At 44.0% G+C, this 23,015-nt stretch carries 25 protein-coding genes; 8 read left to right on the top strand and 17 right to left on the bottom strand.

Going from position 1 to position 23,015, the window contains the following annotated elements; genetic code table 11:
- Window positions 1-2: 2 nt before the first annotated feature.
- The 10 genes from FTV42_RS11800 to FTV42_RS11845 form a co-directional block, all read right to left on the bottom strand.
- The gene (locus tag FTV42_RS11800) at window positions 3-647 is read right to left on the bottom strand and encodes a hypothetical protein (RefSeq protein WP_180038883.1); all 645 of its coding nucleotides are present in this window, start codon (window positions 645-647) and stop codon (window positions 3-5) included.
- Window positions 648-851: 204 nt separating this feature from the next.
- Window positions 852-2,741, bottom strand: coding sequence for a M48 family metalloprotease (locus FTV42_RS11805; protein WP_180038884.1), 1,890 nt, complete (start codon window positions 2,739-2,741; stop codon window positions 852-854).
- An 89-nt stretch (window positions 2,742-2,830) separates the two neighbouring features.
- On the bottom strand, window positions 2,831-4,366 hold the full coding sequence (purF, locus tag FTV42_RS11810; protein ID WP_180038885.1) for an amidophosphoribosyltransferase: 1,536 nt from the start codon (window positions 4,364-4,366) through the stop codon (window positions 2,831-2,833).
- 24 nt (window positions 4,367-4,390) lie between these two features.
- Window positions 4,391-4,972 carry a CvpA family protein gene (locus FTV42_RS11815; RefSeq protein ID WP_180038886.1) on the bottom strand — a complete coding sequence of 194 codons (582 nt, stop codon included), beginning with the start codon at window positions 4,970-4,972 and terminating at the stop codon, window positions 4,391-4,393.
- 5 nt (window positions 4,973-4,977) lie between these two features.
- Window positions 4,978-5,979: a quinone-dependent dihydroorotate dehydrogenase gene (locus FTV42_RS11820; RefSeq protein WP_180038887.1), complete on the bottom strand. Its 1,002-nt coding sequence runs from the start codon at window positions 5,977-5,979 to the stop codon at window positions 4,978-4,980.
- A 90-nt stretch (window positions 5,980-6,069) separates the two neighbouring features.
- Window positions 6,070-6,549, bottom strand: coding sequence for a type II secretion system protein GspM (gene gspM, locus FTV42_RS11825; RefSeq protein ID WP_180038888.1), 480 nt, complete (start codon window positions 6,547-6,549; stop codon window positions 6,070-6,072).
- Entirely contained in the window at window positions 6,549-7,688 is a 1,140-nt protein-coding gene (gene gspL, locus FTV42_RS11830; RefSeq protein WP_180038889.1) for a type II secretion system protein GspL, read from the bottom strand. The genes gspM and gspL overlap by 1 nt, the downstream gene beginning before the upstream one ends.
- A 30-nt stretch (window positions 7,689-7,718) precedes the next feature.
- Window positions 7,719-8,174 (bottom strand): phosphoglycerate mutase family protein, encoded by a 456-nt coding sequence (locus FTV42_RS11835; protein ID WP_180038890.1) that lies wholly within the window; start codon window positions 8,172-8,174, stop codon window positions 7,719-7,721.
- A 76-nt stretch (window positions 8,175-8,250) separates the two neighbouring features.
- Window positions 8,251-9,324: an NAD(P)H-dependent glycerol-3-phosphate dehydrogenase gene (locus FTV42_RS11840; RefSeq protein ID WP_004280094.1), complete on the bottom strand. Its 1,074-nt coding sequence runs from the start codon at window positions 9,322-9,324 to the stop codon at window positions 8,251-8,253.
- A 33-nt stretch (window positions 9,325-9,357) separates the two neighbouring features.
- Window positions 9,358-9,939, bottom strand: a complete 582-nt coding sequence (locus tag FTV42_RS11845; protein WP_044112675.1) for a nitroreductase family protein — start codon at window positions 9,937-9,939, stop codon at window positions 9,358-9,360.
- 259 nt (window positions 9,940-10,198) lie between these two features.
- On the opposite strand from FTV42_RS11845, the gene FTV42_RS11850 reads away from it, so the two are divergent.
- A complete protein-coding gene (locus FTV42_RS11850; RefSeq protein ID WP_004646604.1) occupies window positions 10,199-10,579 on the top strand; it encodes a hypothetical protein in 381 nt (126 codons plus the stop codon).
- Between the two features lie 60 nt (window positions 10,580-10,639).
- Here FTV42_RS11850 and rhlB read toward each other — a convergent pair whose 3' ends face one another.
- Window positions 10,640-11,791: an ATP-dependent RNA helicase RhlB gene (rhlB, locus tag FTV42_RS11855; protein ID WP_004280098.1), complete on the bottom strand. Its 1,152-nt coding sequence runs from the start codon at window positions 11,789-11,791 to the stop codon at window positions 10,640-10,642.
- A 101-nt stretch (window positions 11,792-11,892) separates the two neighbouring features.
- Complete coding sequence (locus tag FTV42_RS11860) at window positions 11,893-12,108, bottom strand: cold-shock protein (RefSeq protein WP_004280099.1); 216 nt, start codon at window positions 12,106-12,108, stop codon at window positions 11,893-11,895.
- A gap of 382 nt (window positions 12,109-12,490) precedes the next feature.
- Between FTV42_RS11860 and FTV42_RS11865 the strand changes: the two genes are divergently transcribed.
- The 5 genes from FTV42_RS11865 to FTV42_RS11885 all read left to right on the top strand — a co-directional run bounded on the left by FTV42_RS11865 (window position 12,491) and on the right by FTV42_RS11885 (window position 15,245).
- Window positions 12,491-12,724 carry a sulfurtransferase TusA family protein gene (locus FTV42_RS11865; RefSeq protein ID WP_004280100.1) on the top strand — a complete coding sequence of 78 codons (234 nt, stop codon included), beginning with the start codon at window positions 12,491-12,493 and terminating at the stop codon, window positions 12,722-12,724.
- 136 nt (window positions 12,725-12,860) lie between these two features.
- On the top strand, window positions 12,861-13,730 hold the full coding sequence (gene rpoH / locus FTV42_RS11870; protein ID WP_004280101.1) for an RNA polymerase sigma factor RpoH: 870 nt from the start codon (window positions 12,861-12,863) through the stop codon (window positions 13,728-13,730).
- Window positions 13,731-13,849: 119 nt separating this feature from the next.
- Complete coding sequence (locus FTV42_RS11875; RefSeq protein ID WP_180038891.1) at window positions 13,850-14,215, top strand: DUF423 domain-containing protein; 366 nt, start codon at window positions 13,850-13,852, stop codon at window positions 14,213-14,215.
- A gap of 35 nt (window positions 14,216-14,250) precedes the next feature.
- A complete protein-coding gene (thiS, locus tag FTV42_RS11880; RefSeq protein WP_004280105.1) occupies window positions 14,251-14,448 on the top strand; it encodes a sulfur carrier protein ThiS in 198 nt (65 codons plus the stop codon).
- Between the two features lie 14 nt (window positions 14,449-14,462).
- Complete coding sequence (locus FTV42_RS11885; protein WP_180038892.1) at window positions 14,463-15,245, top strand: thiazole synthase; 783 nt, start codon at window positions 14,463-14,465, stop codon at window positions 15,243-15,245.
- 54 nt (window positions 15,246-15,299) lie between these two features.
- Here the strand turns inward: FTV42_RS11885 and FTV42_RS11890 are convergent, their stop codons facing one another.
- Window positions 15,300-15,911, bottom strand: coding sequence for a glutathione binding-like protein (locus tag FTV42_RS11890; protein WP_004280108.1), 612 nt, complete (start codon window positions 15,909-15,911; stop codon window positions 15,300-15,302).
- A 217-nt stretch (window positions 15,912-16,128) separates the two neighbouring features.
- Between FTV42_RS11890 and FTV42_RS11895 the strand changes: the two genes are divergently transcribed.
- Entirely contained in the window at window positions 16,129-17,574 is a 1,446-nt protein-coding gene (locus FTV42_RS11895; RefSeq protein WP_004646598.1) for a SulP family inorganic anion transporter, read from the top strand.
- A gap of 151 nt (window positions 17,575-17,725) precedes the next feature.
- Window positions 17,726-18,442: a tRNA (guanosine(46)-N7)-methyltransferase TrmB gene (gene trmB, locus FTV42_RS11900; protein ID WP_180038893.1), complete on the top strand. Its 717-nt coding sequence runs from the start codon at window positions 17,726-17,728 to the stop codon at window positions 18,440-18,442.
- Between the two features lie 93 nt (window positions 18,443-18,535).
- Here the strand turns inward: trmB and FTV42_RS11905 are convergent, their stop codons facing one another.
- From FTV42_RS11905 to FTV42_RS11920, 4 genes are all read right to left on the bottom strand, one after another.
- Complete coding sequence (locus FTV42_RS11905) at window positions 18,536-19,312, bottom strand: Rossmann-like and DUF2520 domain-containing protein (protein WP_373683234.1); 777 nt, start codon at window positions 19,310-19,312, stop codon at window positions 18,536-18,538.
- An 83-nt stretch (window positions 19,313-19,395) separates the two neighbouring features.
- Window positions 19,396-20,193 carry a thioesterase family protein gene (locus FTV42_RS11910; RefSeq protein ID WP_180038894.1) on the bottom strand — a complete coding sequence of 266 codons (798 nt, stop codon included), beginning with the start codon at window positions 20,191-20,193 and terminating at the stop codon, window positions 19,396-19,398.
- Window positions 20,194-20,255: 62 nt separating this feature from the next.
- A complete protein-coding gene (locus FTV42_RS11915; RefSeq protein ID WP_180038895.1) occupies window positions 20,256-20,924 on the bottom strand; it encodes a class I SAM-dependent methyltransferase in 669 nt (222 codons plus the stop codon).
- A gap of 309 nt (window positions 20,925-21,233) precedes the next feature.
- Window positions 21,234-22,922 (bottom strand): AMP-binding protein, encoded by a 1,689-nt coding sequence (locus FTV42_RS11920; RefSeq protein WP_180038896.1) that lies wholly within the window; start codon window positions 22,920-22,922, stop codon window positions 21,234-21,236.
- Window positions 22,923-23,015 lie beyond the last annotated feature (93 nt).

The raw sequence follows: 23,015 nt of genomic DNA on the forward strand, positions 1-23,015 counted from the left end.
GATTATTCCAGACTGGCAGTCCTATTTTGCATAAACTGCCATAAACGTTTTTTTAGAATCGGCTGATCCAGCATTTCTTGTAAAGATGCCAACTGGATCATTTTCGTATTTGATATATGCGCTACAGGCCCGAGGAAAATAATATTTTTCTCTGCACTCATTCCATCCAGAAAACCCTGAATATAGGATTCTACACCACGTCCATCCTGAACATTGGCCCAGGGAAATGGCCAGTTCAGCTCATGAAACTCACCTGGGACTGCACGCTGGATATTGCCCCATAAATTCTGGGTGTCTTCGGTCATTGCAGTTGCATCAATCACGATACTGCAATGTGCTAGACTTAAAGCCTGTAAACTGAATGGCGGGATCTGTACGATTTCACGCTGTTCCTGAACAGGTGCAATGTGAGTCGGTGCCGCAGGTGGTGTATCAACCTTAAGTGCAACGCTTGGCTCAGGCTCAGGAATCGGTAGATCAGCCAACGCCTCTACGGAAGCAGGCTGTGGTAAGACGATATCGGTGTGAAATTCAGGTGCAGCCTGATCACGCCAGATCGAAACCTGGTGCGGCTGACATGCGCTGTCCCTAGGAATCCAGAGATCGATTCCTAATGTTGCCAGTATGTCACGCTGATGCCCAATCATCTTTTCATCATCACCAATTTCAGGCTGAACATTTTAGCCGGATTGCCTGTGCTTTGCCGAACTTTTTCAGCTTTTCTTTTTTATCCTGATGGATTCTAGTACAAAGTTTAGCTGTCTGCTAAAAACCGTGCTTTTAATACACAATTAAACCATTCCTGCTGTTATAACAGATTCCGGCTAAAGCTGCGCGTTCTCATTTATTTTCTACAGAATGGTTAAACTGTTCTTCTTTAACATTTGCTGAACGACCTGTTCTGCCTCAAAACCCAAGCGCCAATACAACAGCTCTATCACGTCCAACTCATCCTGTGTCACGATACGATCACTCCACAAACAGGCCTCTGCAATACCTAAAATACTGAGGCGATCACGCAATAACAGCCCCGCAATATCATTCAGGATTTCTGCTAGATCAATCGGCTCATCAGAAATTTCATTATATAAGTCCAGTTCCTGAGCGGTCAGAATCCGGTTTAAAATCCGCTCCCGCACCTCAAGCTGGTTGCCGCTATTAATCTGCTGTACATGCAGCAAGGCGTCGATCAAACGCACAATCTGTGGCTTGACCTCATCGAGTGCTGCAGGCGTATGTGCAGGAAGCAAATTCAGTTCGTATTTCACACATTCCAGTAATAATGCATCCAACAGGCCAATTTCGCCATCTTCCTGAATAATCCGTGCCAGCTTCATCAAAAACTGGCGTGCAACAGTTGTCGGCATGCCACCAATATTGTTACAAGCTTGCTGGAAAATCGAGATATGCACCCGCCCGTCCAGATTGAGCAATGAATCTACAATGGCACGGCTAACTTCAGCCTCAGTCGGAATAAATTCACGATATTGACGGATCATTAAAATGGCGACCATCACTTCACGAGAACCAGTTGCGGTTTGTAATGCACGCTTAATCAGTTCCGGACGTGGCATCTTGAGCCGAAGTTCCGGATTCAGTGGTTTGATCGCATCTTTAATTGCAAAACTGATCGGAGACAGCCGCAACAAAGGCAAAGGTTGTGGCGAGCTCCAGCTCATTGCAGTTTCAGGCACCACTTCTTCCAAAGAACGAAACAAACTAAACAAAGGCTGATTCTTGAGTTTTTTCAGATTCTCAAGCTGTAAGTCCTGAATCAAGGCAGGATTTAATTCATAAATCCGCTGATTGATATTGGGATGAATATTCAGCCAGTTTTGTGGGCTCAAGGAATTGGCAAAGCACATATGTGAAATGGATTCAGCATATTCACTATAAATCTGGGAGCCAGAATGATGCACATGGATTCTGAGTAAAGTCTGGATATTGGCATCATTTTGAATCAGGCGACGGGTCTTCCGATCATTTTTATAGGTTCGACCACCCAGTGAAATATATTTAATAAAACGGGAAATCAAAACACCCAAACTACCAATCAGCCAGATCACCGCGCCCACTGAAACATAGAAAGTTTCGAACTTGTTTTCACGAGGACTACCCGCTCGATAAAAACCGGACTTGGCAATCTTACTGCCATACTGACTAAACGTAGTTAAACTGCTATACAGAATTTTCAAACGGGTATTTTCCGCAGCTTCACCAGACAGGATTTTATTGAATTCATGGCTGAGCAAGCCATACAGCTCGACTTTATCCAGTGTTTGTATCGCACCCCAAGTCAGGATAATTGCGGTATCCCGCGGACTAAACCCTGCCGTCAGCGCATTAACACCGACTTCATCGGGCAACACATATACCGCCGGAACATCAATCAGAAAAATCTCTGCCAGCTGCTGGTTAATGTGCAGTACAGCACTTTCTTCTGGAATACTGTCCATCGGACTCAACCGACGTGCACCCAACTGCTTCGCCAGCGAATAACCGCCATTCCGAAAAATATAAAATTCATAGATGACCGAGATCATCATGGCACATAACAGCAAAGCAATCAGATAGGGACTCAACGTATGCCAGAAGATCGACTGGCTAGGATCAGTATAAAAAACAAAGAGACCAACAACGGTATTAATAATAAAAATAGTCAACAGAATTGCAATCAGGCAAAAACTTACAGGCAGTACTATATTTTTGTTTTTTATAAAATCGTATCCTACGTTTCGCAATGCAGAACCCTAAAATGATGATTTTCAATGGGCTCATCATAAAACAAAAAAGCGGGAAATTCCCGCTTTTTCATGATGATTTTAACTACTTAGACTTCACGCACACCGGTCAAATCCACTGAGGCTGCATCAATATTGACATCAATATAATTGCTTTCTTTCATGGCGCTGTCACTACGTTTTTGCTGAAGATCATCCAGATATTGCGCATCAATGCCACCCGAAACATAGATACCATCAAACACTGAACAATCAAAGTCTTTGACGTCCGGCACCTTGGTGGTTCTTACCGCATCTTTCAAATCTTCCAGATCTTGGAAAATCAGACGGTCAGCACCAATAATTTCACGGATTTCTTCCACGCTACGTTCCGATGCAATCAGCTCAGATTTCGCCGGCATATCAATACCGTAAACGTTTGGATATTTCACCATCGGTGCTGCAGAAGCGAAGAATACTTTTTTCGCACCAGAATCACGAGCCATCTGGATAATTTCATTACAGGTCGTACCACGGACAATCGAGTCATCCACCAACAGTACGTTTTTACCTTTAAACTCAAGCTCAACCGGGTTGAGTTTCTGACGTACCGATTTTTTACGCAGCTGCTGTCCCGGCATAATAAAGGTACGGCCGATATAGCGGTTTTTCATGAAACCTTCACGGAATTTCACACCCAGCATATTGGCAAGTTCTAGCGCTGAAGTACGTGAAGTATCCGGAATCGGAATCACCACATCAATATCATGCTCTTCACCCCACTCACGCAGAATTTTTTGCGCCAGTTTCTCACCCATTTTTAAACGTGCTTTATACACCGAGATTCCATCAATAATGGCATCTGGACGGGCAAAATAAACGTATTCAAAAATACAAGGACGATATTCGGCATTTACGGCACATTGCTTGGTAAAGAAATTACCTTCTAAATCAATAAATACCGCTTCACCTGGCAGAATATCACGCTCAACTTTAAAGCCCAGCGCAGTAATCGCAACAGATTCAGAAGCAATAATATATTCCATACCCTGTTCAGTTTCACGTGAACCGTAGATCAATGGACGAATACCATTTGGATCACGGAAGCCCACCAGACCCTGACCGGTAATCATCGCCACCACGCCATAAGCACCTTTGCAACGCTCATGCACACGTGTTACCGCATGGAAAATATCTTCCGACGTTGGCACCAGTTTGCCATGTTTTTGCAGTTCATGCGCAAACACGTTTAACAGGACTTCTGAATCAGAATCAGTGTTCATATGACGCAAGTCAGTTTTGAACAGGTCATCATGAATTTCTTCGGCATTGGTCAGGTTACCATTATGTGCCAAGGTAATCCCGTACGGTGAGTTCACATAAAACGGCTGTGCTTCAGCACTGCTCGATGAACCGGCTGTTGGATAACGCACATGACCAATACCGTAATTTCCTTTCAAAGCACGCATATGACGAGTATGGAATACATCACGCACCATACCATTGTCTTTGCGCAGGAATAAACGTCCTTCATCACATGTCACGATCCCAGCTGCATCTTGTCCACGATGTTGTAACATCGTTAATGCATCAAACAACATTTGGTTAACGGGTGATTTACCAGCTATACCAACTACTCCACACATAGCAACCTCGCAGACAAGCTAGGATTAATAAAAAGGATTATTTGTAGACTCATCTGCAGCTCCAGACTTGGACGATGTTTCAGATGATGAAGCTGAAGGTTTCGGTGCCCCTTCAGACTTGATATGTTGTAGTGCGCCATTCGCGGCTTCTTTCGACATTTGAGTCGCCCAAGGCGCATAAGGCAATAAGGCTTGAATAAACTTGGACTGTTTCCAGTGCGGTGAGCTCTCCACCCAAGGGCCGATACCCTGCATGGTAATCAGGACAATCAGCAGACCTTTCAGGCTACCAAAGACACCACCTGCCAGACGGTTGAGAGGACCCAGTTTAAGACTCTTTAAAATACGGTTCAACAGTGCAGTAACGATCCAGGTCAGAACTACAATCAGCAGGACGATAAAGGCGAAGGCCGCAATCTTTTGTACAACTGGATCTGTACTCAGAGCAACCATAGACGGCGCAAGTAGCGTTGAATATTTTGCCGCAACAATCAGGGCAAAGATCCATCCCACTAAGTTCGCAAAGGCTTTAATAAATCCTTGGCGCAAACCGTTGAGCCCTCCAATGAGCAAGATAATCAGTAGAAAGATATCAATGGCATTCATAGGATTTAAAGCGCGGCTACACAGTCTTTAACCAGTTCCGGCCCAGTATATATGAGGCCACTATAGACTTGTACAAGGCTTGCACCAGCTTTTTTCTTGGCCAGCGCATCCGCACCTGAAAGAATACCACCCACACCAATCAATGGAATTTGTCCCTTTAATTCCTCTGCAAATGCAGCCAGACATGCCGTGCTTTTCTCAAAGACTGGCGCGCCTGATAAACCGCCCGCTTCTTCTGCATGCTCCAGACCTTCCACACCTTCACGTGACAATGTGGTATTGGTCACGATCAGACCATCAATCTTGTATTGCAATAACTGCTTGGCAATAAAGGCAATATCTTCAGCTTCAAGATCCGGTGCAACTTTTAATACCAGAGGAACGTAATGCTGATGTTCCTGAGCCAGTTCCAGCTGACGATTCTTCAGCGTTTCCAGCAATTCAGTCAGTGCATCGCCACTTTGTAAACTGCGCAGGTTCTTGGTATTTGGAGAAGAAATATTAACGGTGATATAGGAAGCATAATTATAGACTTTTTCTAAACAAATAAGGTAATCATCTACTGCTTTTTCTACCGGAGTATCAGCGTTTTTACCGATATTGATTCCCAGTACACCTTTAAATTTTGCAGCTTTAACGTTTTCAATCAGTTTGTCCACACCATCATTATTAAAACCCATACGGTTAATAATCGCTTTGGCTTTCGGAAGACGGAATAAACGCGGATGAGGATTGCCGGCTTGCGGTCGCGGGGTAATGGTACCAATTTCAATAAAACCAAAACCTTGACCGGCAAGGGCGTCAATATAGGCACCATTTTTGTCCAAACCTGCCGCAAGACCTACCGGATTGGGAAATTCGATTCCCATACAGGTCACAGGTTTCGCAGCAACGTTTTGACGCATCAAGCCCATTTTATGGGATGATTTCAATAGTGATAATGTCAGCTCATGTGCACGCTCTGGTGCTAAAGAAAACAACAAAGGGCGGGCTAGAGAATACAACATATCCAGAAAAGTCTACTGCTTTTTAAGTCGGCATATTATAGGCATAGGCTGACAAAAAAACCATGCTTTGCAAATCTTTATTTTTACCGTTTATTGTATGGTCGCCGTTAATTTAATCTGTCCTGCCTCATTATTTAGTTCCATTTTCTCGATACTTAGCCCCATTTGTGCCAGCTGAGTCAGGAAATTTGCCAGTACTGCATAATTTTCATGCATGACCGCCAATTGAATTTTTCCTTCCATTTGCTGGGAAGCCACCGACAATCCTTGCTGCTGTGCGACTCGCTGTACTTTCTCCGCTGCATCCAGTTGGGTGTCCCCAGCCGGTTTCATAGTTACTGCATTACTTTGCATCCAAACAATGGTATCTTTCAGCTGATTTAAGCGTTTTTGCTGGGTATCTGCTGCCTGATGCATATACCAGAGTGCAGAACCGACTGCCGCCATAATCACAAAAACAGTGGTAAAAATCACCATTACCCGTTCACGTACCGACAAGCTGTCCAGATAATCACTCAGTTTTTCAAAAGACTGATCCATACGATTTTGTAGCGCTTCAATGCCTTTCATTATTGAATCCTCACCAGTCCGATCGCAGCTGTTCCGCTGGCCTGAATATTCCCCAGCTCCACCTTAAAGCCTTGCTGGCTTAATTGTCTGGTCAGTGCATTTAACGTTTCTGATGAATTGGCCTTAAGCTCCATACTTAACACAGAAGTATCATAATTTACCCGTTGTGCCACAATCTGATTTTGCATCAAGACAGGCCCCACCCGACTAATCAGCTGTAATGCATGCGTATCTGCAATCTGGCTTTGACGCAACTGCCCTTCAAACTGACTTTTGATATTCTGCTCAGTGACCGGATAATTTTGTCCAAACCAGTATTTAAACTGGTCAATGGCTTGCGCGGCAGTCTGATTCGCCACTTTTTTATATTGATACCAGCGCACAGCATCATAACTAAACTGCAATACCAAAATACCCAGAAAAACTGCCGCGCAGGCTTTCCAGTAACCGGAAATAGCACCATCAGATTTTGCTTTAGGCAATATATTAAACGGATGCTGTTTTGGTTTTTTCAGTACAGGAATACCATATTGGAAAGACTCCAGTTGCTCCTGAGTGATGAGTGCTTCAAGACTACGCGACTGCTCCTGATTCAGGTTGCTCACCTTATAGCTGAGGTCCTTGGACTGATAATCCAGATAAAGGCTTAGATCATCCAGCGACTGACCGATATATTCCGACTCGCGCACCAGCAAACGCCCACCAATTTGAGCAATCACACGATGATTGGCATCAGGAACCGGCAGCACTAAAAAGTCCGGCAACAAAGCTGCTAGCTTGACCGGGATCAGGCTTAAAGCATGTTGCAAGGTCTCAAGCGTAGAATTCGCAATTCCCATAATGCTGATCTGATCCGGCTGTTGAAAATGATGCAGCACTTTCATGGCATCTACCGGCAGCACCACATATTCTTCGAGCAAATATTTAATGCCATCATTGCCCATTTTCTTATATTGGCTCTTGGGCAAGGTCTGCTGCAAAATTTGCACATGACGGCTCGGGAAAAATACCACCGCCTCTTCGCCATGATGAGCCTGTATATCCTGAATCAGCTGCTCAAGTGTGTCCGCAGTGTTCCAGAATTCCCCAGTTGACCATTGCCAAACCCCATTGGCTTCTGGCATCCATAAATACAACATCAATTGTGTTCTGCCATTTTAATTAATTTTTTATAGTGTAGGAATAAAACTTTTAATCTGTGTGGATAAGCCCGGGGCAATCACCGCCTGATCATAAATACGTGCTTCTGCCAATGCATAGGGATGAAAAGATTCAGCCAGCAGAATGGAAGACATATGGGCCACCACGTTCATATGACACACTACTGCAATCGACTCATAAGGCAGTTGCGATAACCATTCCACTGCGACTTTGGCATCATCATCCGGTTTGATCGTATTACAGATCACCACCGGCACATCTTTAAAATACTGCTGCAAATGTGCCAGAGTTTCCTGCGCTCGCAACAACGGACTGACCACAAACACTTCAGGCTTAATCAGATCCTTTAAGAACTGCGCAGTTTTTTCAGCCTGTTGATGACCACGCTCCGTTAAAGGTCGCTTGGTATCATTACCATTGATCGGTGGCGCGGCCTCGCCATGTCGAACTAAAGTCAGTTGCATTTGATTTCCTTATATTCTTTTGCCTGCATGATATATAGCGGATATGACATTTCGCAGACATTCCCTGTGTTATAGATCAGACTTGATGATGTGGCAAGACAAATTCAACATCACTGCGATGACCATTTTTCATCAATGACAATGCAATATTGAGTGGTGGCGCGCCTTCAAAAATCACATCATACAAGGCCGAGGTAATTGGCATATACACATCGAGCTCTTCCGAACGCGCCTTCACCTGTACAATGGTATTAATCCCTTCTGCCGTTTGCCCCAGCTCAGTCGTTGCCTGCTCCAAGGTTTTACCTTTGCCAAGTGCATAACCCACCTGATAATTACGGCTGAGCGGACTGCTACAGGTTGCGAACAAATCACCCACACCTGAAAGCCCAAGGAAAGTCAGCGGATTGGCACCAAGTTTTACTGCAAAACGGCTCATTTCAGCCAAGGCACGAGTCAGGATCATACTCTTGGTATTTTCACCCACGTTATACGCAGCAGCCATGCCCATCGCGACAGCATAGATATTTTTTAATGCGCCCCCGAGTTCTACCCCATGCACATCATCACTAGCAAATACGCGGAACAAGGCACTATGTAGGGCTTGTTGTACGGCATAACGCACCAGCTCGGACTGGCTGGCAATCACGGTTCCTGCCGGCTGTCCTGCCACAATTTCCTTCGCCAGATTCGGTCCTGATAACACACCATAAGGCACTTCAGGCAACACTTCACGAATAATATCGCTCATGAAACTAAAGGTTTTGGCTTCAATACCCTTGGTCAGCGAGATCACGGCTTGCGATGTAATAAAAGGTTTGATTTGCTGCAAGACATCCCGGAAAGAATGGCTCGGAATAGCGACTAAAATAATATCGCGATCACGCACAGCCTGTTCCAGATCTGACACCGCCAGCAGATTTTCTTCTAACTTAAAATCTGGCAAATAGCGTTTATTGATATGCGTGGCATTAATATCTGCCGCAACTGCTTCGTCACGAATCCAGATCATGGTATTGCAACCATTACGCACTGCAGTATTTGCCATTGCAGTACCAAAACTGCCCCCACCCAATACTGTCACTCTTAAAGCTGTCTTATGATCAACTGCAACCGGTTCTACCAGTTTTGAGAAATTTAATTCTGACATCTTATTTTTTAATATCCTGTTATACCCTGCAAACTAGCTGTTCTGGTTCCAGTAACTGACAAAATCACCGGTTTGAATCTCTGCGCGTGCTGGAATTGCTTTTGCTGCAGTGCCAATATAAATAATACCTGAGACCAGATCATCTTTTGAAATTCCCAATGCCTGCTTAAACAGGCCAGACTCGACTACAGCACCGCTACGCCACATGGTCGAGAAACCCTGAACCTGAAGTGACAACAGAAAATTCTGAATGGCTGCGCCTGAACTCAGGATTTGTTCAAAATGCGGAACTTTAGGATGATCCTGCAAACGCGTTAAGGCAAGCACCAATAAAGGCGCACGAAATGGATGATTCTTGACCCGCTCAATCTGCGCTGTTTCAGTTTCACCCAAATCGACGAGCGCCTGCGACAGCAACCCTCCAAAAGCTTCACGCTGATTATCTGGAACCACCACAAATGTGGTCGGCTTGAGCCGATGATGATCGGGTGCAGTTAATGCCGCTTGAAAGGCTCTTTCCAGTTGTTCTGCATTGGGTGCGGGTGCCAGCAGATGACCAATCGATTGCCGTTGGTGAATATTTTGATGAACGATGTCAATCGCAGATTCCGTCATTGCCTTGTATATCTACACTTAAAAAACCATACTCAAGATTAGCATATTCAAAGAAAAATACGCTAGAAACTTCATAGCGATTCAGCACGCTCATCACAATTTGAAGATAAAGTTGCTTGGTTTTTCAATCCTGTGCTGCTCTATTTTTCACCTAACTCACATAGAGCTATACCAAAAATTGCCAAACCTATACAACAGCTACAAAATCTGCGCTGCTTGCTGTGTTGAAATATTCAGCATCGTATTTACTTGAGATTTCATGATGAAAAAAACAATCGCTTTCAGCGGATTAGCTATTTCCGCATTATTGCTTACTGCTTGTGCCTCAAACCCGACTGCATTGGCAGTGCAAAAGGAAAATAACCAGTACGAAGTGACCGGATTAGGTAAAAATCAACTGACCTCGAAAAACAACGCGATTACTGCGGCCAATAAAGCCTGTGGCTCTCGATCAACCCCAATTATTGTGGATGAAAAGACAGCTTATAACGGCGCTTTAAAAGGCGTGGTCGATGAACAAACAGGTCAGATGATTCAGGCAGCGGCTACCGTTCTCGGGAATATCGCAGGTACCAATACCGGTTTAAACCAGAATGATGATTATCAGACAGTGCTTACATTTCGCTGTCAGGCCAAATAAGCCTTAAACCACAGCGCAATAAAAAACCGCTCTTCAAGAGCGGTTTTTCTATGGTCTGGATTAGCAGTAACCTTCCAGGCGGGTCAAAGGCAATTTTTGCCCAATGGCTTTTTCAATTTCTGGCAGATAGAACGCATCATCTTCTGCAAGGAAACTGATACTCACACCACTGGTTCCCGCACGACCGGTACGGCCAATACGATGCACATAATCATCCGACTGTTCCGGCAAGGTGAAGTTCACTACATGCGATACACCATCAACATGGATGCCACGACCTGCAACATCTGTTGCAATCATAATGTTATGTTTACCATTTTTGAACTGGTCCAGCATTTTCAGGCGTTTGTCCTGAGCAATTTCGCCCGACAACATCACCACCTTATAACCATCACGTTTTAAATGATCATAAAGTTTGCGCACCTGATCACGACGGTTGGCAAAAATCATGACTTTTTCAATCGGCTCATCACGCAGAATTTCTTGCAACAATTTATATTTGTCCGCCTTGGCGACCATATAAACCCGTTGTTCGACATCGGCATTGGTTTTCTTTTCCGGTTCAATTTCAACTGTGACCGGTTCAAATAACCATTGTTGTGCAAGATTCAGCACATCGTAGCTGAAAGTTGCAGAGAACATTAAAGTCTGACGTTGTTCTTTACGCGGCGAGAAACGCACAATGCGCTTTACTGAAGGAATAAAGCCCATATCTAGTAAGCGGTCGGCTTCATCAATGACCAAAAATTCAATCTGATCCAGCCAGACTTCTTTTTGTTCTACAAAATCAATCAGACGACCCGGTGTAGCCACCATAATATCGACAGGCGCTTTATTAAGCTGGTTCTTTTGCTTGTCAAAATCCACACCACCCAGCAAGGTCACCACATTGAGACCAGCATATTTCGCCAGATCCTGTGCATCGCTTTCGATCTGTAACGCCAGTTCACGGGTCGGTGCCAAAATCAGCGCACGTGGCTCACCACGATAGCGTTGTTCCTGAATCGGATTATTTAACAGATCATTCATGATACTAATTAAAAAGGCAGCAGTTTTGCCTGTACCTGTCTGTGCACGGCCAATGGCATCATGTCCTGCCAGCGTGAATTTCAAAACCTTCTGCTGGATAGGCGTCATGGTTGTAAAGCCTAAAGCATCAATCGCTTTTTTTAGATTGGGATGTAAATTTAAGGTTTCAAAACCAGATGACATAAAGCGGTGCTCTAATTGGGTAATCACTAAGATAGGGATAGTATAAACAAAAAACGCCCCAAGTTATATTGGAGCGTTTTCTTTTTAGCTTAATCCGAAGATTAGTCTAATGGTTGAACTTCTTCAGCTTGAAAGCCTTTTTGGCCTTTAACAACACTGAATTCAACACGTTGGCCGTCACGAAGTGAACGGTGACCGTCACCTTGGATAGCACGGAAATGAACGAATACGTCATCGCCGCCATTACGTTGAATAAAGCCGAAGCCTTTAGTATCGTTAAACCACTTAACTACGCCTTGTTCGCGAGCAGCTGTCATAAGTTAATCCTCATTGAAACTAAAAGAAGGACCACCCGGTGTTGCAAACAGCAGAGCAAACAAGTTTGAAAATATTATTTTTAAGCTTGTAATCATTCTGTAAAACTATCAACAAAATCCCGGTTACATCCATTTATGTAATAGGGTGAAAAACAATCACTTTGTTTATTCAAAGTCCCAAATACGCAACGAGCTTAACATGGGTTTATCACAATTAATAGATTTTTTTTAGCATGTTCTGTTTGATTTAGTTATTTTTTTCATGAAAATTGTCAAAAGACTTTATAAAGTCATTTAGATCTTCTTTTTCTGAAACCAGTTTGGTTCTGGCATCATATTTGCTACTATTTATAGCCTTTTCTGCTATCTAAATAAAACCGCAATGTCCGAATATCCAGCGCAATTCAGCCTTATAGACGCTATGGGAAAACCGTGCCCGATGCCGCTATTAATGTTAAAGCGCGCACTAAAGGCCGGAAATCAGAAAACATTCCTGCTGAAATCATCTGATCCGCATAGCCAGACAGATGTCAGCCGCTATTGTCAGCTGCATCAGCTCAAGCTTGAATTTAAAAAAATTTCTGATACAGAGTTTCACTACTTAATTGAATCTTAAAAAATTTCAATTAAACTGTTGATCCTCACTTTCGTATACTTTTTTACATTTCTCTACCCAAATATCCATTATTTGTGGAGAGATTGGATTAAGATAAAACCTAGTTTAGGGTTATCCCGCACTTCAAGGAGAACACATGAGTGACAGCCGCAATCAGTTGATGCCCCTGTCATTATCGGCGCCAGGTGTCAACCTCGGTGCTTATATCAGCACTGTCAATCAGATTCCGATTTTAACAGCCGAACAAGAAAAAGAGTTGGCTGAACGCTATTACTATGACCAAGATTTAGATGCAGCGAAAATGCTGGTCATGTCGCACTTGCGTTTTGTGGTACATATTGCGCGTAGTTATGCAGGTTATGGTCTGCCACAAGGTGACCTGATTCAGGAAGGCAACCTGGGTCTGATGAAAGCTGTGAAACGTTTTGACCCGAATATGGGCGTACGTTTGGTGTCATTTGCCGTGCACTGGATCAAGGCGGAAATTCACGAATACGTGATCCGTAACTGGCGTATCGTGAAAATCGCCACCACTAAAGCGCAACGTAAACTGTTCTTTAATCTGCGCAGCCTGAAGAAATCATCGAAAAAGTTGACGCTCGCAGAAGCACAGTCTATTGCCAATGATTTAAATGTCACACCAGAACAAGTACTGGAAATGGAAGGCCGTCTGACGGCGTATGATGCGGCTTTTGATGCATCAAGCGATGACGATGATGAAGGTTCCACCCATGTGGCACCCGCTTTATATCTTGAAGATAACCGTTATGACCCGGCCCGTCTGATTGAAAATGAAGACTATGAGGAGCAAAGCACCTCTGCCCTGCACGAAGCCATGGATCAGCTAGATGATCGTTCACGGAATATTCTGCAACGCCGTTGGTTAGACGACGAGAAATCGACCCTGCACGAGCTTGCAGCCGAATATAATGTTTCTGCGGAACGTATTCGTCAGCTGGAAAAAAATGCCATGGAAAAAATTAAAGTAGCAATGTCATCCAATTAACACCAAATTCTGTTATTGATTTATTTTTAAAAAGTCTTCCTTCAGGAAGGCTTTTTTATGTCCGCATTTTGAATTTATGCTAAGGTTGAGCGCAAACTTTATCAGGAAGATCAATTCAAATGTGGATTGCGATTTCAGCACTTAATTTGGCACTTGCAGTCATGCTCGGTGCTTTTGGTGCACATGGTTTAAAAGCGCGAGCAACTGAAGCACAGCTCGACTGGTGGCAAACGGCAACGGATTATTTTTTCTATCATGCCTTAGGACTACTGATTCTTTCTTTACTGGCGAAAGTCATCCCTGCATTGCCCATTCAATGGAGCTTCGGTCTGATTCAGGTCGGCATTTTACTGTTCTCTGGCTCACTATATATCATGGCTCTAGGCTTACCACGCGGTTTAGGGGCCATTACCCCAATTGGCGGTGCTTTAATGATTGCCGGATGGTTAATTCTGGTCTGGAATGCTTTAAAATACGCCAGATAAGTCTGAACAACACTTAATCATGGAGGGTTGCTAGAATGATGATTTATATCAATGGCGAACAACAGGAAACTCACTGCAAGAATCTGCTGGAACTGATTCAGAGTATGGCGCTTGAGGGTAAGCGTTTTGCAGTTGAAGTCAATGAAATGATTATTCCTAAAAGCAGATTGGGCGATACGCCGATTTGCGATACAGACAAAATCGAAATTATTCACGCAGTCGGTGGCGGCTAATACTCGGGACAATTATGCAAGATTTATTACAGATTGGTTCACGCCAATTCCAGTCACGCCTTTTGGTAGGCACGGGCAAATACAAAGATTTAAATGAAACTCAGCAGGCCATTAAAACCAGTGGTGCAGAGATTGTCACCGTCGCTATTCGCCGTGTCAATATCGGCCAAAATCCTGACCAGCCGAACCTGCTGTCAGTCATTCCTCCGGAAAAATATACCATTTTGCCGAATACCGCAGGTTGCTTCGATGCCAATAGTGCCGTCCGCACCTGTATGCTGGCGCGTGAGTTGCTCGATGGCCACAATCTGGTCAAACTTGAAGTTTTGGGTGACGAAAAGACACTTTATCCAAACGTAACCGAAACACTGAAAGCTGCGCGCACCTTGATTGACGATGGCTTTGAGATCATGGTTTATACCTCGGATGATCCGATCGTGGCGCAAGAGCTGGAAAGCATGGGCTGTGTCGCGATTATGCCACTGGGTAGCCTGATTGGTTCTGGTCTGGGCATTCTGAATCCACACACCCTGTCAATCATCAAGGAAAATGCCAAAGTTCCTGTTCTAGTCGATGCCGGTGTCGGTACAGCGAGTGATGCCGCGATTGCGATGGAACTGGGTTGTGATGGTGTACTCATGAATACAGCGATTGCAGCTGCACAAAATCCGGTATTAATGGCATCTGCGATGAAAAAAGCCGTTGAAGCAGGCCGAGAAGCTTTTCTTGCAGGCCGTATGCCGCGTAAGCGTATGGCCAATGCCAGCTCACCGGAAACCGGCTATTTCTTTAAATAAATTTTCATGAACAAAAATAAAGGACTCAATTGAGTCCTTTATTTTTGTTTTTAGTTAAGGAATCAGACCTTCATCACGCATAGCAATCTGTACAGACTGACGTTCTGCCACTTTATTACGGATATGAATAATATTTTTATATGGACTCAAATCATGCTCAATCTGGTTCGACCAGTTGGTCAAGACAAATAGATAGGCATCCGCAGGCCCAAAGTTATCATCCACCAGATAATCATTGTCCGATTCACCGATAGCTTTATCGATATAACTCAATAGTCGATCAATCTCTGCATAGGCTTTTTTCTTTTCATCTTCGGATAACTTGCCACCGAAGAACACCGCATAGGCATCATGTAGTTCAGAGTTCAGATAACCTAACCATTCCAGCACTTTGGCACGTCCCATGCCCGATGGTGGAATCAGATCTTGTTTTGGATCGTGTTGAGCAAGAAACGGTAGAATTGCAACATTTTCTGTCAGGATCAGACCAGGGTTAATTTCTAACGCTGGTACATAGCCTTTAGGATTAACTTCGTAATAATCCGTACCTTTTTCTGTTTTATGTGTTTTTAAATCAACACGTTCCAAATCAAAATCGACATTAATTTCATTTAAAATAATATGTGCTGCCAGTGAGCAGGCACCTGGTGAATAGTAAAGCTTCATTTCTGATCCTTGTTATACACTTCTCAATGTTTTAAATCGCTTCTGACAAACTTTCAAGTGATCAAACCTGTAAATTGCAAAAAAGCGTAACTGTCACCTCAGGGCAGTTACTCATTCAATATTCAGGATATTCCGGGCTTTTGCAAGTCAATCTTGTGTAGATTTTTATCTCTATCTGTTTAACATACACAGGTTTTCAAAATATAGATGATATTTCGTGATTAGCCTGAAAAAAGAAGAATGGTTTTCCAATATCCGCACAGATGTATTGGCAGGTCTGGTGGTGGGACTTGCCCTGATTCCTGAATCAATTGCCTTCTCTGCCATTGCCGGCGTCGATCCGCAAGTCGGTTTATATGCTTCTTTCTGCATTGCAGTATCCATTGCCTTTTTTGGCGGACGTCCCGCCATGATCTCGGCGGCTACAGGTGCAATGGCGCTTTTGATGATTACCTTGGTAAAAGAACATGGTCTGCAATATCTGCTGGCTGCCACAATTCTGACCGGTATCATTCAGGTCATTGCGGGGTATTTTAAAGTCGCTAAATTAATGCGTTTTGTATCGCAGGCGGTGGTATACGGATTTTTGAATGCCTTGGCGATCCTGATATTTGTGGCACAAATCCCGGAAATTAACCGGATGGATAGCACCGGTTATCTGTTTATTGCGATTGGTCTGGCAATTATTTATCTGTTTCCGTATATCCCGAAAATTGGCAAAGCCATTCCCTCACCTTTAATCTGTATTATCGTATTAAGCGGGTTGGCGCTGTTGTTAAGTGCAGATATGCGTACCGTGAGCGATCTTGGACAATTCCCGGATACTTTGCCAGTATTCCTGATTCCAGAAATTCCACTCAATCTGGAAACCTTGCAAATTATCCTGCCTTATTCCTTTACCTTGGCGACTGTCGGTTTGCTGGAAAGCATGATGACCACTACGGTCATTGATGAAGTGACCGGAACTGAAGGTGACCGTCATCAGGAATGTCGTGGTCAGGGTATGGCCAATATTGTCAGCGGCTTTATGGGCGGGATGGCCGGTTGTGCCATGATCGGCCAGTCAATTATCAATGTGTCTTCAGGGGCACGTACCCGTTTATCGACTCTGGTCGCTGGCGTGTTTCTGCTGTGTCTCGTGGTTTTTTTGAAAGACTGGCTGGCTTATATCCCAATGGCAGCACTGGTTGCAATCATGATTATGGTGGCATTTACCACCTTCCAATGGGGAGCAATCAAGCAATTCAGCAAACATCCACTGGAATTTAATACCGTGATGATTGCCGTGATTATTGTCGTGCTTGCCACTCATAATCTGGCACTCGGTGTATTTGTCGGCGTGCTGCTTTCTGCTCTGTTCTTTATTAATAAATTGGAAAGAACCGTACATGTGCATACACATTCGAATTCGGCTCATTCACGCAGCTATATTATTTCCGGACAGATATTCTTCAGCAGTACAGAAAAATTCTATCAGTTCTTTGATTTTAAAGAGAAGCTTGAGCATGTGGAACTGGATCTAACCCACGCACATATCTGGGACGTGACTTCGGTAAATATGTTGAATAATGTGATCCAGAAATTTAAAGCCCAAAATATAGACGTAACAGTAATCGGTTTAAATGAAGCCAGCAGTACACTGATTGACCGTTTTAGTAGCTGATGAACGGTGATTAATAAAAGAGCCTCAATTGGCTCTTTTATTTTATCTGGAAGATCTCGCCAATTTTTATGGAGAAATACCGAGAAAAGTTTGACTTGCTCGGCTCAGGACTTAAAATACCGCATTCTGAATTTTTAGATTTGCCAAAGTTATGTCGAACGATCAATTAGACCAGCAAGTCGTGGAGCTGGAAAACTTAAGCGAGCACCGTGAAATCGTGACGTTTATGCGCCGCTCAATGCCGCTGAATACCTCTCAACGTACTGCGCTTGAACAATATGGTCACTTAATTTTGGAATATCCAGTCGGTGATTTGCGTCAGCACTTTGAACATCCTGAACGTCCTTTGACTGTAGAAATTGGTTTTGGTATGGGCCGTTCACTGGTATTGATGGCCAAAGCTAATCCTGAACGTAACTTTGTCGGAATTGAAGTCCATGTACCTGGAATTGCGCAATGCATTTATGAAGCAGGTGTTGAAGGCCTGACAAACTTACGTGTACTGGATGCGGATGCAATTCAGGTATTACGTGAAATGCCAGACAATAGTATTAATGCAGTTCAGTTATACTTCCCTGATCCATGGCAGAAAAAACGTCATTTTAAACGCCGCTTTGTTTCGCATGACCGTATGCCGCTGGTGGAGCAAAAGCTGGAGCTTGGCGGAACTTTCCATGCTGCAACGGACTGGGAACCGTATGCGGAATGGATGATAGAAGTATTGGAAGAACGTCCACGTCTGGAAAATCTGGCGGGCAAAGGCAATAGCTATCCTCGTCCGGAATGGCGTCCACAAACCAAGTTTGAACGTCGCGGGATTGAAGCAGGTCACAAGATTAATGATTTTATCTTTAAGAAAATTTCTTAATCTAAGACTCAAAAAAAGCGCTGATTATTCAGCGCTTTTTTATGGGAAAAATTTGGCTTTGAACCCTGCTTCGTAGATAAATTATCAGCTTCTTCATTTCTGATGACGCGTGAGAATCTGCTGGCTCAACAACTGATAGACATTTTGTAAATCTTCTCGCTGCATATTGGCTAACATCTGCTGATGCATATTCAAGATATTCTGATCACCACGCATCGCTGGGCCGGTCTGCATTTGTTTGGGATCATTCTGAGTGGCTTTATTGGCAGTTTCCAGCATTAAGGGATACAACAAACTGAAATCGACCTGTTGTACATCCACCACCTGCTTGGCCATGTCATAACAGTAATTGGCAAAATTACAGGCAAATACCGCTGCAACATGCAAACTGAGACGTTGACTCGAACTATAAATATAAACACGATTGCTTAGGCTATTTGCCAGTTCTAATAACAGGATTTGGTCCTGTTCATTCACCGCTTCAATCAACAGTGGCGTCTGCTGCCAATCAATCTGGCGTTCGAGACTAAAGGTCTGTAAAGGATAAAATACGCCTGCACGCGCATGCACATTTTTCAGTAAATCGAGATGGGTACTGCCAGAGGTATGTACGATCAGATTCTGCTGTAGATACGGATGAATCTGTTCAATGACGTTGGCAATCGACTGATCACTGACCGCGATAATGACCAGATCCACCTCATGATCCAGCTGTTGAGGCTGAGCGATGGCCTGAGCGTTGAATTGCTCAGCCAGTTGCTGTGATTTTTCTAGGGTTCGACTGTAGATCTGTACGATCTCATGTTGTGCTGAAAATACACGGGCAAGATGATATGCCACTCGCCCTGCCCCAATCATACTGATCCGCATCTTGTGCTGTTCCTGACTCATTGCGCACAGCATGCCAATAAATACAGATTGAGGCAATTGGCCTTGATGTTTTTGAATAGGCTTTAGAACTTTCGCAGGGTCAGAATCTGTTCACTTCGGCCAAAAGGTCCATGAACATCATGCAGAATCCCGCTAGTCAGACCGATACCATCTTCACCATATTGCTGCACCACTTCCAGTCCCAGCCATTTACCCTGCGGCAGACGGTGCATATGAATCTGCAGGTCCAGATTCGGAAATCCCCAACCGGAATTCGGGTCCTGACGTGGCACAATGCCATTGGCCGTATCGACCATACCGAGCAAACGACTAAAGTCTGTCGTCGGTTGACCTTCTACCATGTCCAGCGAATTTCTTAGCCAGACAATGCCCTTGCCTGCACGATGGTCAGCATGTGCCCGGGTTTCAATACTCTGGATATAACCGCCCGGCCAGCAGCGCATACCCTCCCAAACCGGTAAATATTCTGGACTTTCGATCGGAAAATCTTCCACTCCAGCAATGGCCGTGGTATTTAAAGTTAGCATTCTCCACGCGCGTGCCACGATACAGGTTTTACCATTGGCACACATTTCAGCTTCAACCAGTTCAATGGTTTTACCCGGACGGATCATGCGTGTGGTAATCGAAAATTCACCAAAGGCTATCAGGCCAAAAATATCCAGCCCGACCCGACCAATACGCATGTCAGCACGTGGCTGAAACTGTTCCAGTTCGACGCATAGAATACCAGTGGCTGGTGCCATGTGCTGCTCATGCGGATTCCATGCACCTTGTGCATGAATATTTGAACGGTAATAAGCCGTAGTACTGCCATCTGGATGCTGTTCGCGCTGAATAAAACTGTAATATGCCGACATTGTTTTAATACTTCCCTGAATATTCACTTAAACTTTAGAGTTTACAAAAAGTGCTTTTATCTTTATTTTCTGAGCAAAAAGCCATGATAATTCATGATTTGACAATAAATTTTGCACTGTTTAAATCCGACTTTGGTTAAAAGCGCTTTAAAATTATGCGCAGATAACAAGTAAAAATCCTGCTCCAAGCGTTCAATCATCTTGGTACTTTGCGTTACACTCAACCCTGTCTGTTGTGCCATCTTCTGCATAGTTTTAATGTCTTGCTGATCTTCAGGTTGCATCAGATCATAGGTCAATGCAAGACCATTGGTTTTAAGACACTGATAGATAGCCTGAAAAAATCCGTTTTTTTCGGAATTTGGAATGAAATGTGCCACTAGAATGGCCAACGCAGCATCAAACGTATCCGGCTGATTCAAATCTTGAATCGTGCTTTGGATGAATTGCACCCTTTGTCGATCTATAGAATTCAGATTTTTACTAGCCTGTTTCAGCATGGCTGCTGATGGATCAATTGCAGTAAAGGTCCAGTCTGGATGTTGCTCTAATAAATACGACAATTCATAACCTGTTCCGCAACCCACTATTAATATATGTGCGGTTTCTGGGAGTGCAGTGCTGAGAATTGCTTCAATCTGCTGATGCACCAGTTCATAACCGGGAATCAGTTTACGGATATGATCGTCATAACTGACGACTACGACTTCACTGTGAAAGTTTTTTGCCATATTTTTACTCTAAATCTATGCACGAATCTAAAACTCAGGCGGGTATTTAGATAGATTGAATATTTAAATCTTGTAGCTTGATCTTATTTACTGTTTTCTTGAAATTTGATCATAGACCCGGCGACATGGATGTCGCCATTTTGCTGAGGGACATGGAAGTCCCTTCAGCAAAATAAAGGGATTTTGCTTACTTTTGGCCCATCAAAAGTAAGAAAAGCCTAAACATTGATATCGAAACCGTTATACAAATGGAGGCAATGCATGCATTAAATACTGCTTTGCCCCATTTAAGAATCGCATCAATACAATTTAAGCAATCTCTTTCAAGTTCAGCTCTTCACGCATAAATTCACGCAATTTGAACTTCTGCGCCTTACCGGAAGCCGTCATTGGAAATTCCTGGAAGAAACGCACATAACGTGGCACTTTATTGTGAGAAATATGCTCCTTACAATACTGACGGATAGTTTCCTCAGTACACGGATCATTTTCATGCAGGATGATGCAAGCACAAAGTTCCTCACCATATTTATGGTCTGGCACCCCAATCACCTGTACATCTGAAACAGCCGGATGGGTATAAAGGAAATCTTCAATTTCTTTCGGGAACAGGTTTTCCCCTCCACGAATCACCACGTCCTTGATTCGGCCCTTGATTTTGACAAAGCCTTCATCATCCATTTCAGCGATATCACCGGTATGCATCCAGCGCGCCGCATCAATCACTTCCTGGGTTTTATCTTGATCTTCCCAATAACCGAGCATCACTGAATAACCACGTACACACAGCTCACCCAATTGGCCGCGTGGAACCACCTTGCCATTTTCATCGACAATTTTAACTTCCAGATGCGGATGTACCCGGCCAACCGTACTGACACGTTGCTCGACACTGTCTGCCGTTGAGCTTTGTGCACTGACGGGTGCGGTTTCAGTCATGCCATAACAAATCGTGATTTCAGACATATGCATCCGTTCAATCACGCGCTGCATAATTTCCTGCGGACATGGACTGCCCGCCATAATCCCGGTACGCAGACTGGACAGATCAAACTCGTCAAACTGTTCATGTTCCAGCACCGCAATAAACATAGTCGGCACACCATAAGCCGCGGTACATCTTTCCTGCTGAATGGCTTTTAAGGTTTCTAATGGATTAAACACGGCAGACGGATAAATCATGGCGGAACCATGCGTAATACAGGCTAGATTGCCCATGACCATACCAAAGCAGTGAAATAAAGGCACTGAAATACAGACACGGTCTTCTGGCCCTAAATGAATGGCTTCGCCAACAAAGTACCCGTTATTTAAAATATTATTATGGGTCAGCATGGTGCCTTTCGGATTGCCGGTGGTGCCCGAGGTAAACTGGATATTAATGGTTTCATCGAACTGCAGTTCACTGGAGATCTGTTGCAGTTGTTGCAGCTCTTGTTCGCCAGGCGAGCTCAGCAAATCCTGAAACCGGTGGATGCCGGTATGCTGCTGGTCATCAATTTTAATCACATGCTTTAAATGTGGCAGTCGCTCTGCATTAAGGAATTTACCTTCGTTTTCCTGCAATTCCGGTGCAATTTTAGTCAGAATTTCCTGATAGTCCGTCGTCTTAAACTGCGCTGCAATCACCAGTCCCTTACAAGAGACTTTATTCAGCACATATTCAAGCTCGTTGCTTTTATAAGCTGGATTTAAATTCACCAGAATAATGCCTGCCTTGAAGGCTGCAAACTGGGTAATGGTCCATTCCACACAGTTCGGCGACCAGATTGCCAGACGGTCACCTTTTTGCATACCTAGTTTCAGCAGCTGACAGGCAAAGGCATTGACCTGATCCTGTAGCTGCCGGTAACTGAGGCGTATGTTCTGATGCAAACTCACTACCGCATCACGTTCTGCATACTGCTCGCAAGCCTGATCAAATTTTTCACCAATCGTCATGCCCAATAAAGGCTGGCTGCTGGTTCCATAGGCATAGCTTAACCGTACTTGTGTCATTGAATCGATCTCCTTGATTCTTTGTAATTCTGATTTTCAACTTTACTAATTGTTTTATGACCACGACGACCTTGTCTGTGTACCGGTTTTTTG

This window comes from Acinetobacter sp. YH16052 (genome assembly GCF_013417155.1).
Taxonomy (GTDB): Bacteria; Pseudomonadota; Gammaproteobacteria; order Pseudomonadales; family Moraxellaceae; genus Acinetobacter.

What these genes read in the sequence shown, in the direction of transcription:
- gspL (WP_180038889.1), bottom strand. Translation starts at nt 7,688, where the DNA reads ATGTTGTATTTATGGATGCCAGAAGCCAATGGGGTTTGGCAATGGTCA.
- FTV42_RS11845 (WP_044112675.1), bottom strand. Translation starts at nt 9,939, where the DNA reads ATGACGGAATCTGCGATTGACATCGTTCATCAAAATATTCACCAACGG.
- FTV42_RS11905 (WP_373683234.1), bottom strand. Translation starts at nt 19,312, where the DNA reads ATGCGGATCAGTATGATTGGGGCAGGGCGAGTGGCATATCATCTTGCC.
- FTV42_RS11920 (WP_180038896.1), bottom strand. Translation starts at nt 22,922, where the DNA reads ATGACACAAGTACGGTTAAGCTATGCCTATGGAACCAGCAGCCAGCCT.
- FTV42_RS11915 (WP_180038895.1), bottom strand. Translation starts at nt 20,924, where the DNA reads ATGGCAAAAAACTTTCACAGTGAAGTCGTAGTCGTCAGTTATGACGAT.
- FTV42_RS11910 (WP_180038894.1), bottom strand. Translation starts at nt 20,193, where the DNA reads ATGTCGGCATATTACAGTTTTATTCAGCGCGAACAGCATCCAGATGGC.
- rhlB (WP_004280098.1), bottom strand. Translation starts at nt 11,791, where the DNA reads ATGTCATCTGGTTTTGAAACCTTAAATTTACATCCCAATCTAAAAAAA.
- FTV42_RS11865 (WP_004280100.1), top strand. Translation starts at nt 12,491, where the DNA reads ATGTCCGAATATCCAGCGCAATTCAGCCTTATAGACGCTATGGGAAAA.
- gspM (WP_180038888.1), bottom strand. Translation starts at nt 6,549, where the DNA reads ATGAAAGGCATTGAAGCGCTACAAAATCGTATGGATCAGTCTTTTGAA.
- FTV42_RS11835 (WP_180038890.1), bottom strand. Translation starts at nt 8,174, where the DNA reads ATGCAACTGACTTTAGTTCGACATGGCGAGGCCGCGCCACCGATCAAT.
- purF (WP_180038885.1), bottom strand. Translation starts at nt 4,366, where the DNA reads ATGTGTGGAGTAGTTGGTATAGCTGGTAAATCACCCGTTAACCAAATG.
- FTV42_RS11890 (WP_004280108.1), bottom strand. Translation starts at nt 15,911, where the DNA reads ATGAAGCTTTACTATTCACCAGGTGCCTGCTCACTGGCAGCACATATT.
- trmB (WP_180038893.1), top strand. Translation starts at nt 17,726, where the DNA reads ATGTCGAACGATCAATTAGACCAGCAAGTCGTGGAGCTGGAAAACTTA.
- rpoH (WP_004280101.1), top strand. Translation starts at nt 12,861, where the DNA reads ATGAGTGACAGCCGCAATCAGTTGATGCCCCTGTCATTATCGGCGCCA.
- FTV42_RS11840 (WP_004280094.1), bottom strand. Translation starts at nt 9,324, where the DNA reads ATGTCAGAATTAAATTTCTCAAAACTGGTAGAACCGGTTGCAGTTGAT.
- thiS (WP_004280105.1), top strand. Translation starts at nt 14,251, where the DNA reads ATGATGATTTATATCAATGGCGAACAACAGGAAACTCACTGCAAGAAT.
- FTV42_RS11875 (WP_180038891.1), top strand. Translation starts at nt 13,850, where the DNA reads ATGTGGATTGCGATTTCAGCACTTAATTTGGCACTTGCAGTCATGCTC.
- FTV42_RS11820 (WP_180038887.1), bottom strand. Translation starts at nt 5,979, where the DNA reads ATGTTGTATTCTCTAGCCCGCCCTTTGTTGTTTTCTTTAGCACCAGAG.
- FTV42_RS11850 (WP_004646604.1), top strand. Translation starts at nt 10,199, where the DNA reads ATGATGAAAAAAACAATCGCTTTCAGCGGATTAGCTATTTCCGCATTA.
- FTV42_RS11800 (WP_180038883.1), bottom strand. Translation starts at nt 647, where the DNA reads ATGATTGGGCATCAGCGTGACATACTGGCAACATTAGGAATCGATCTC.
- FTV42_RS11815 (WP_180038886.1), bottom strand. Translation starts at nt 4,972, where the DNA reads ATGAATGCCATTGATATCTTTCTACTGATTATCTTGCTCATTGGAGGG.
- FTV42_RS11885 (WP_180038892.1), top strand. Translation starts at nt 14,463, where the DNA reads ATGCAAGATTTATTACAGATTGGTTCACGCCAATTCCAGTCACGCCTT.
- FTV42_RS11860 (WP_004280099.1), bottom strand. Translation starts at nt 12,108, where the DNA reads ATGACAGCTGCTCGCGAACAAGGCGTAGTTAAGTGGTTTAACGATACT.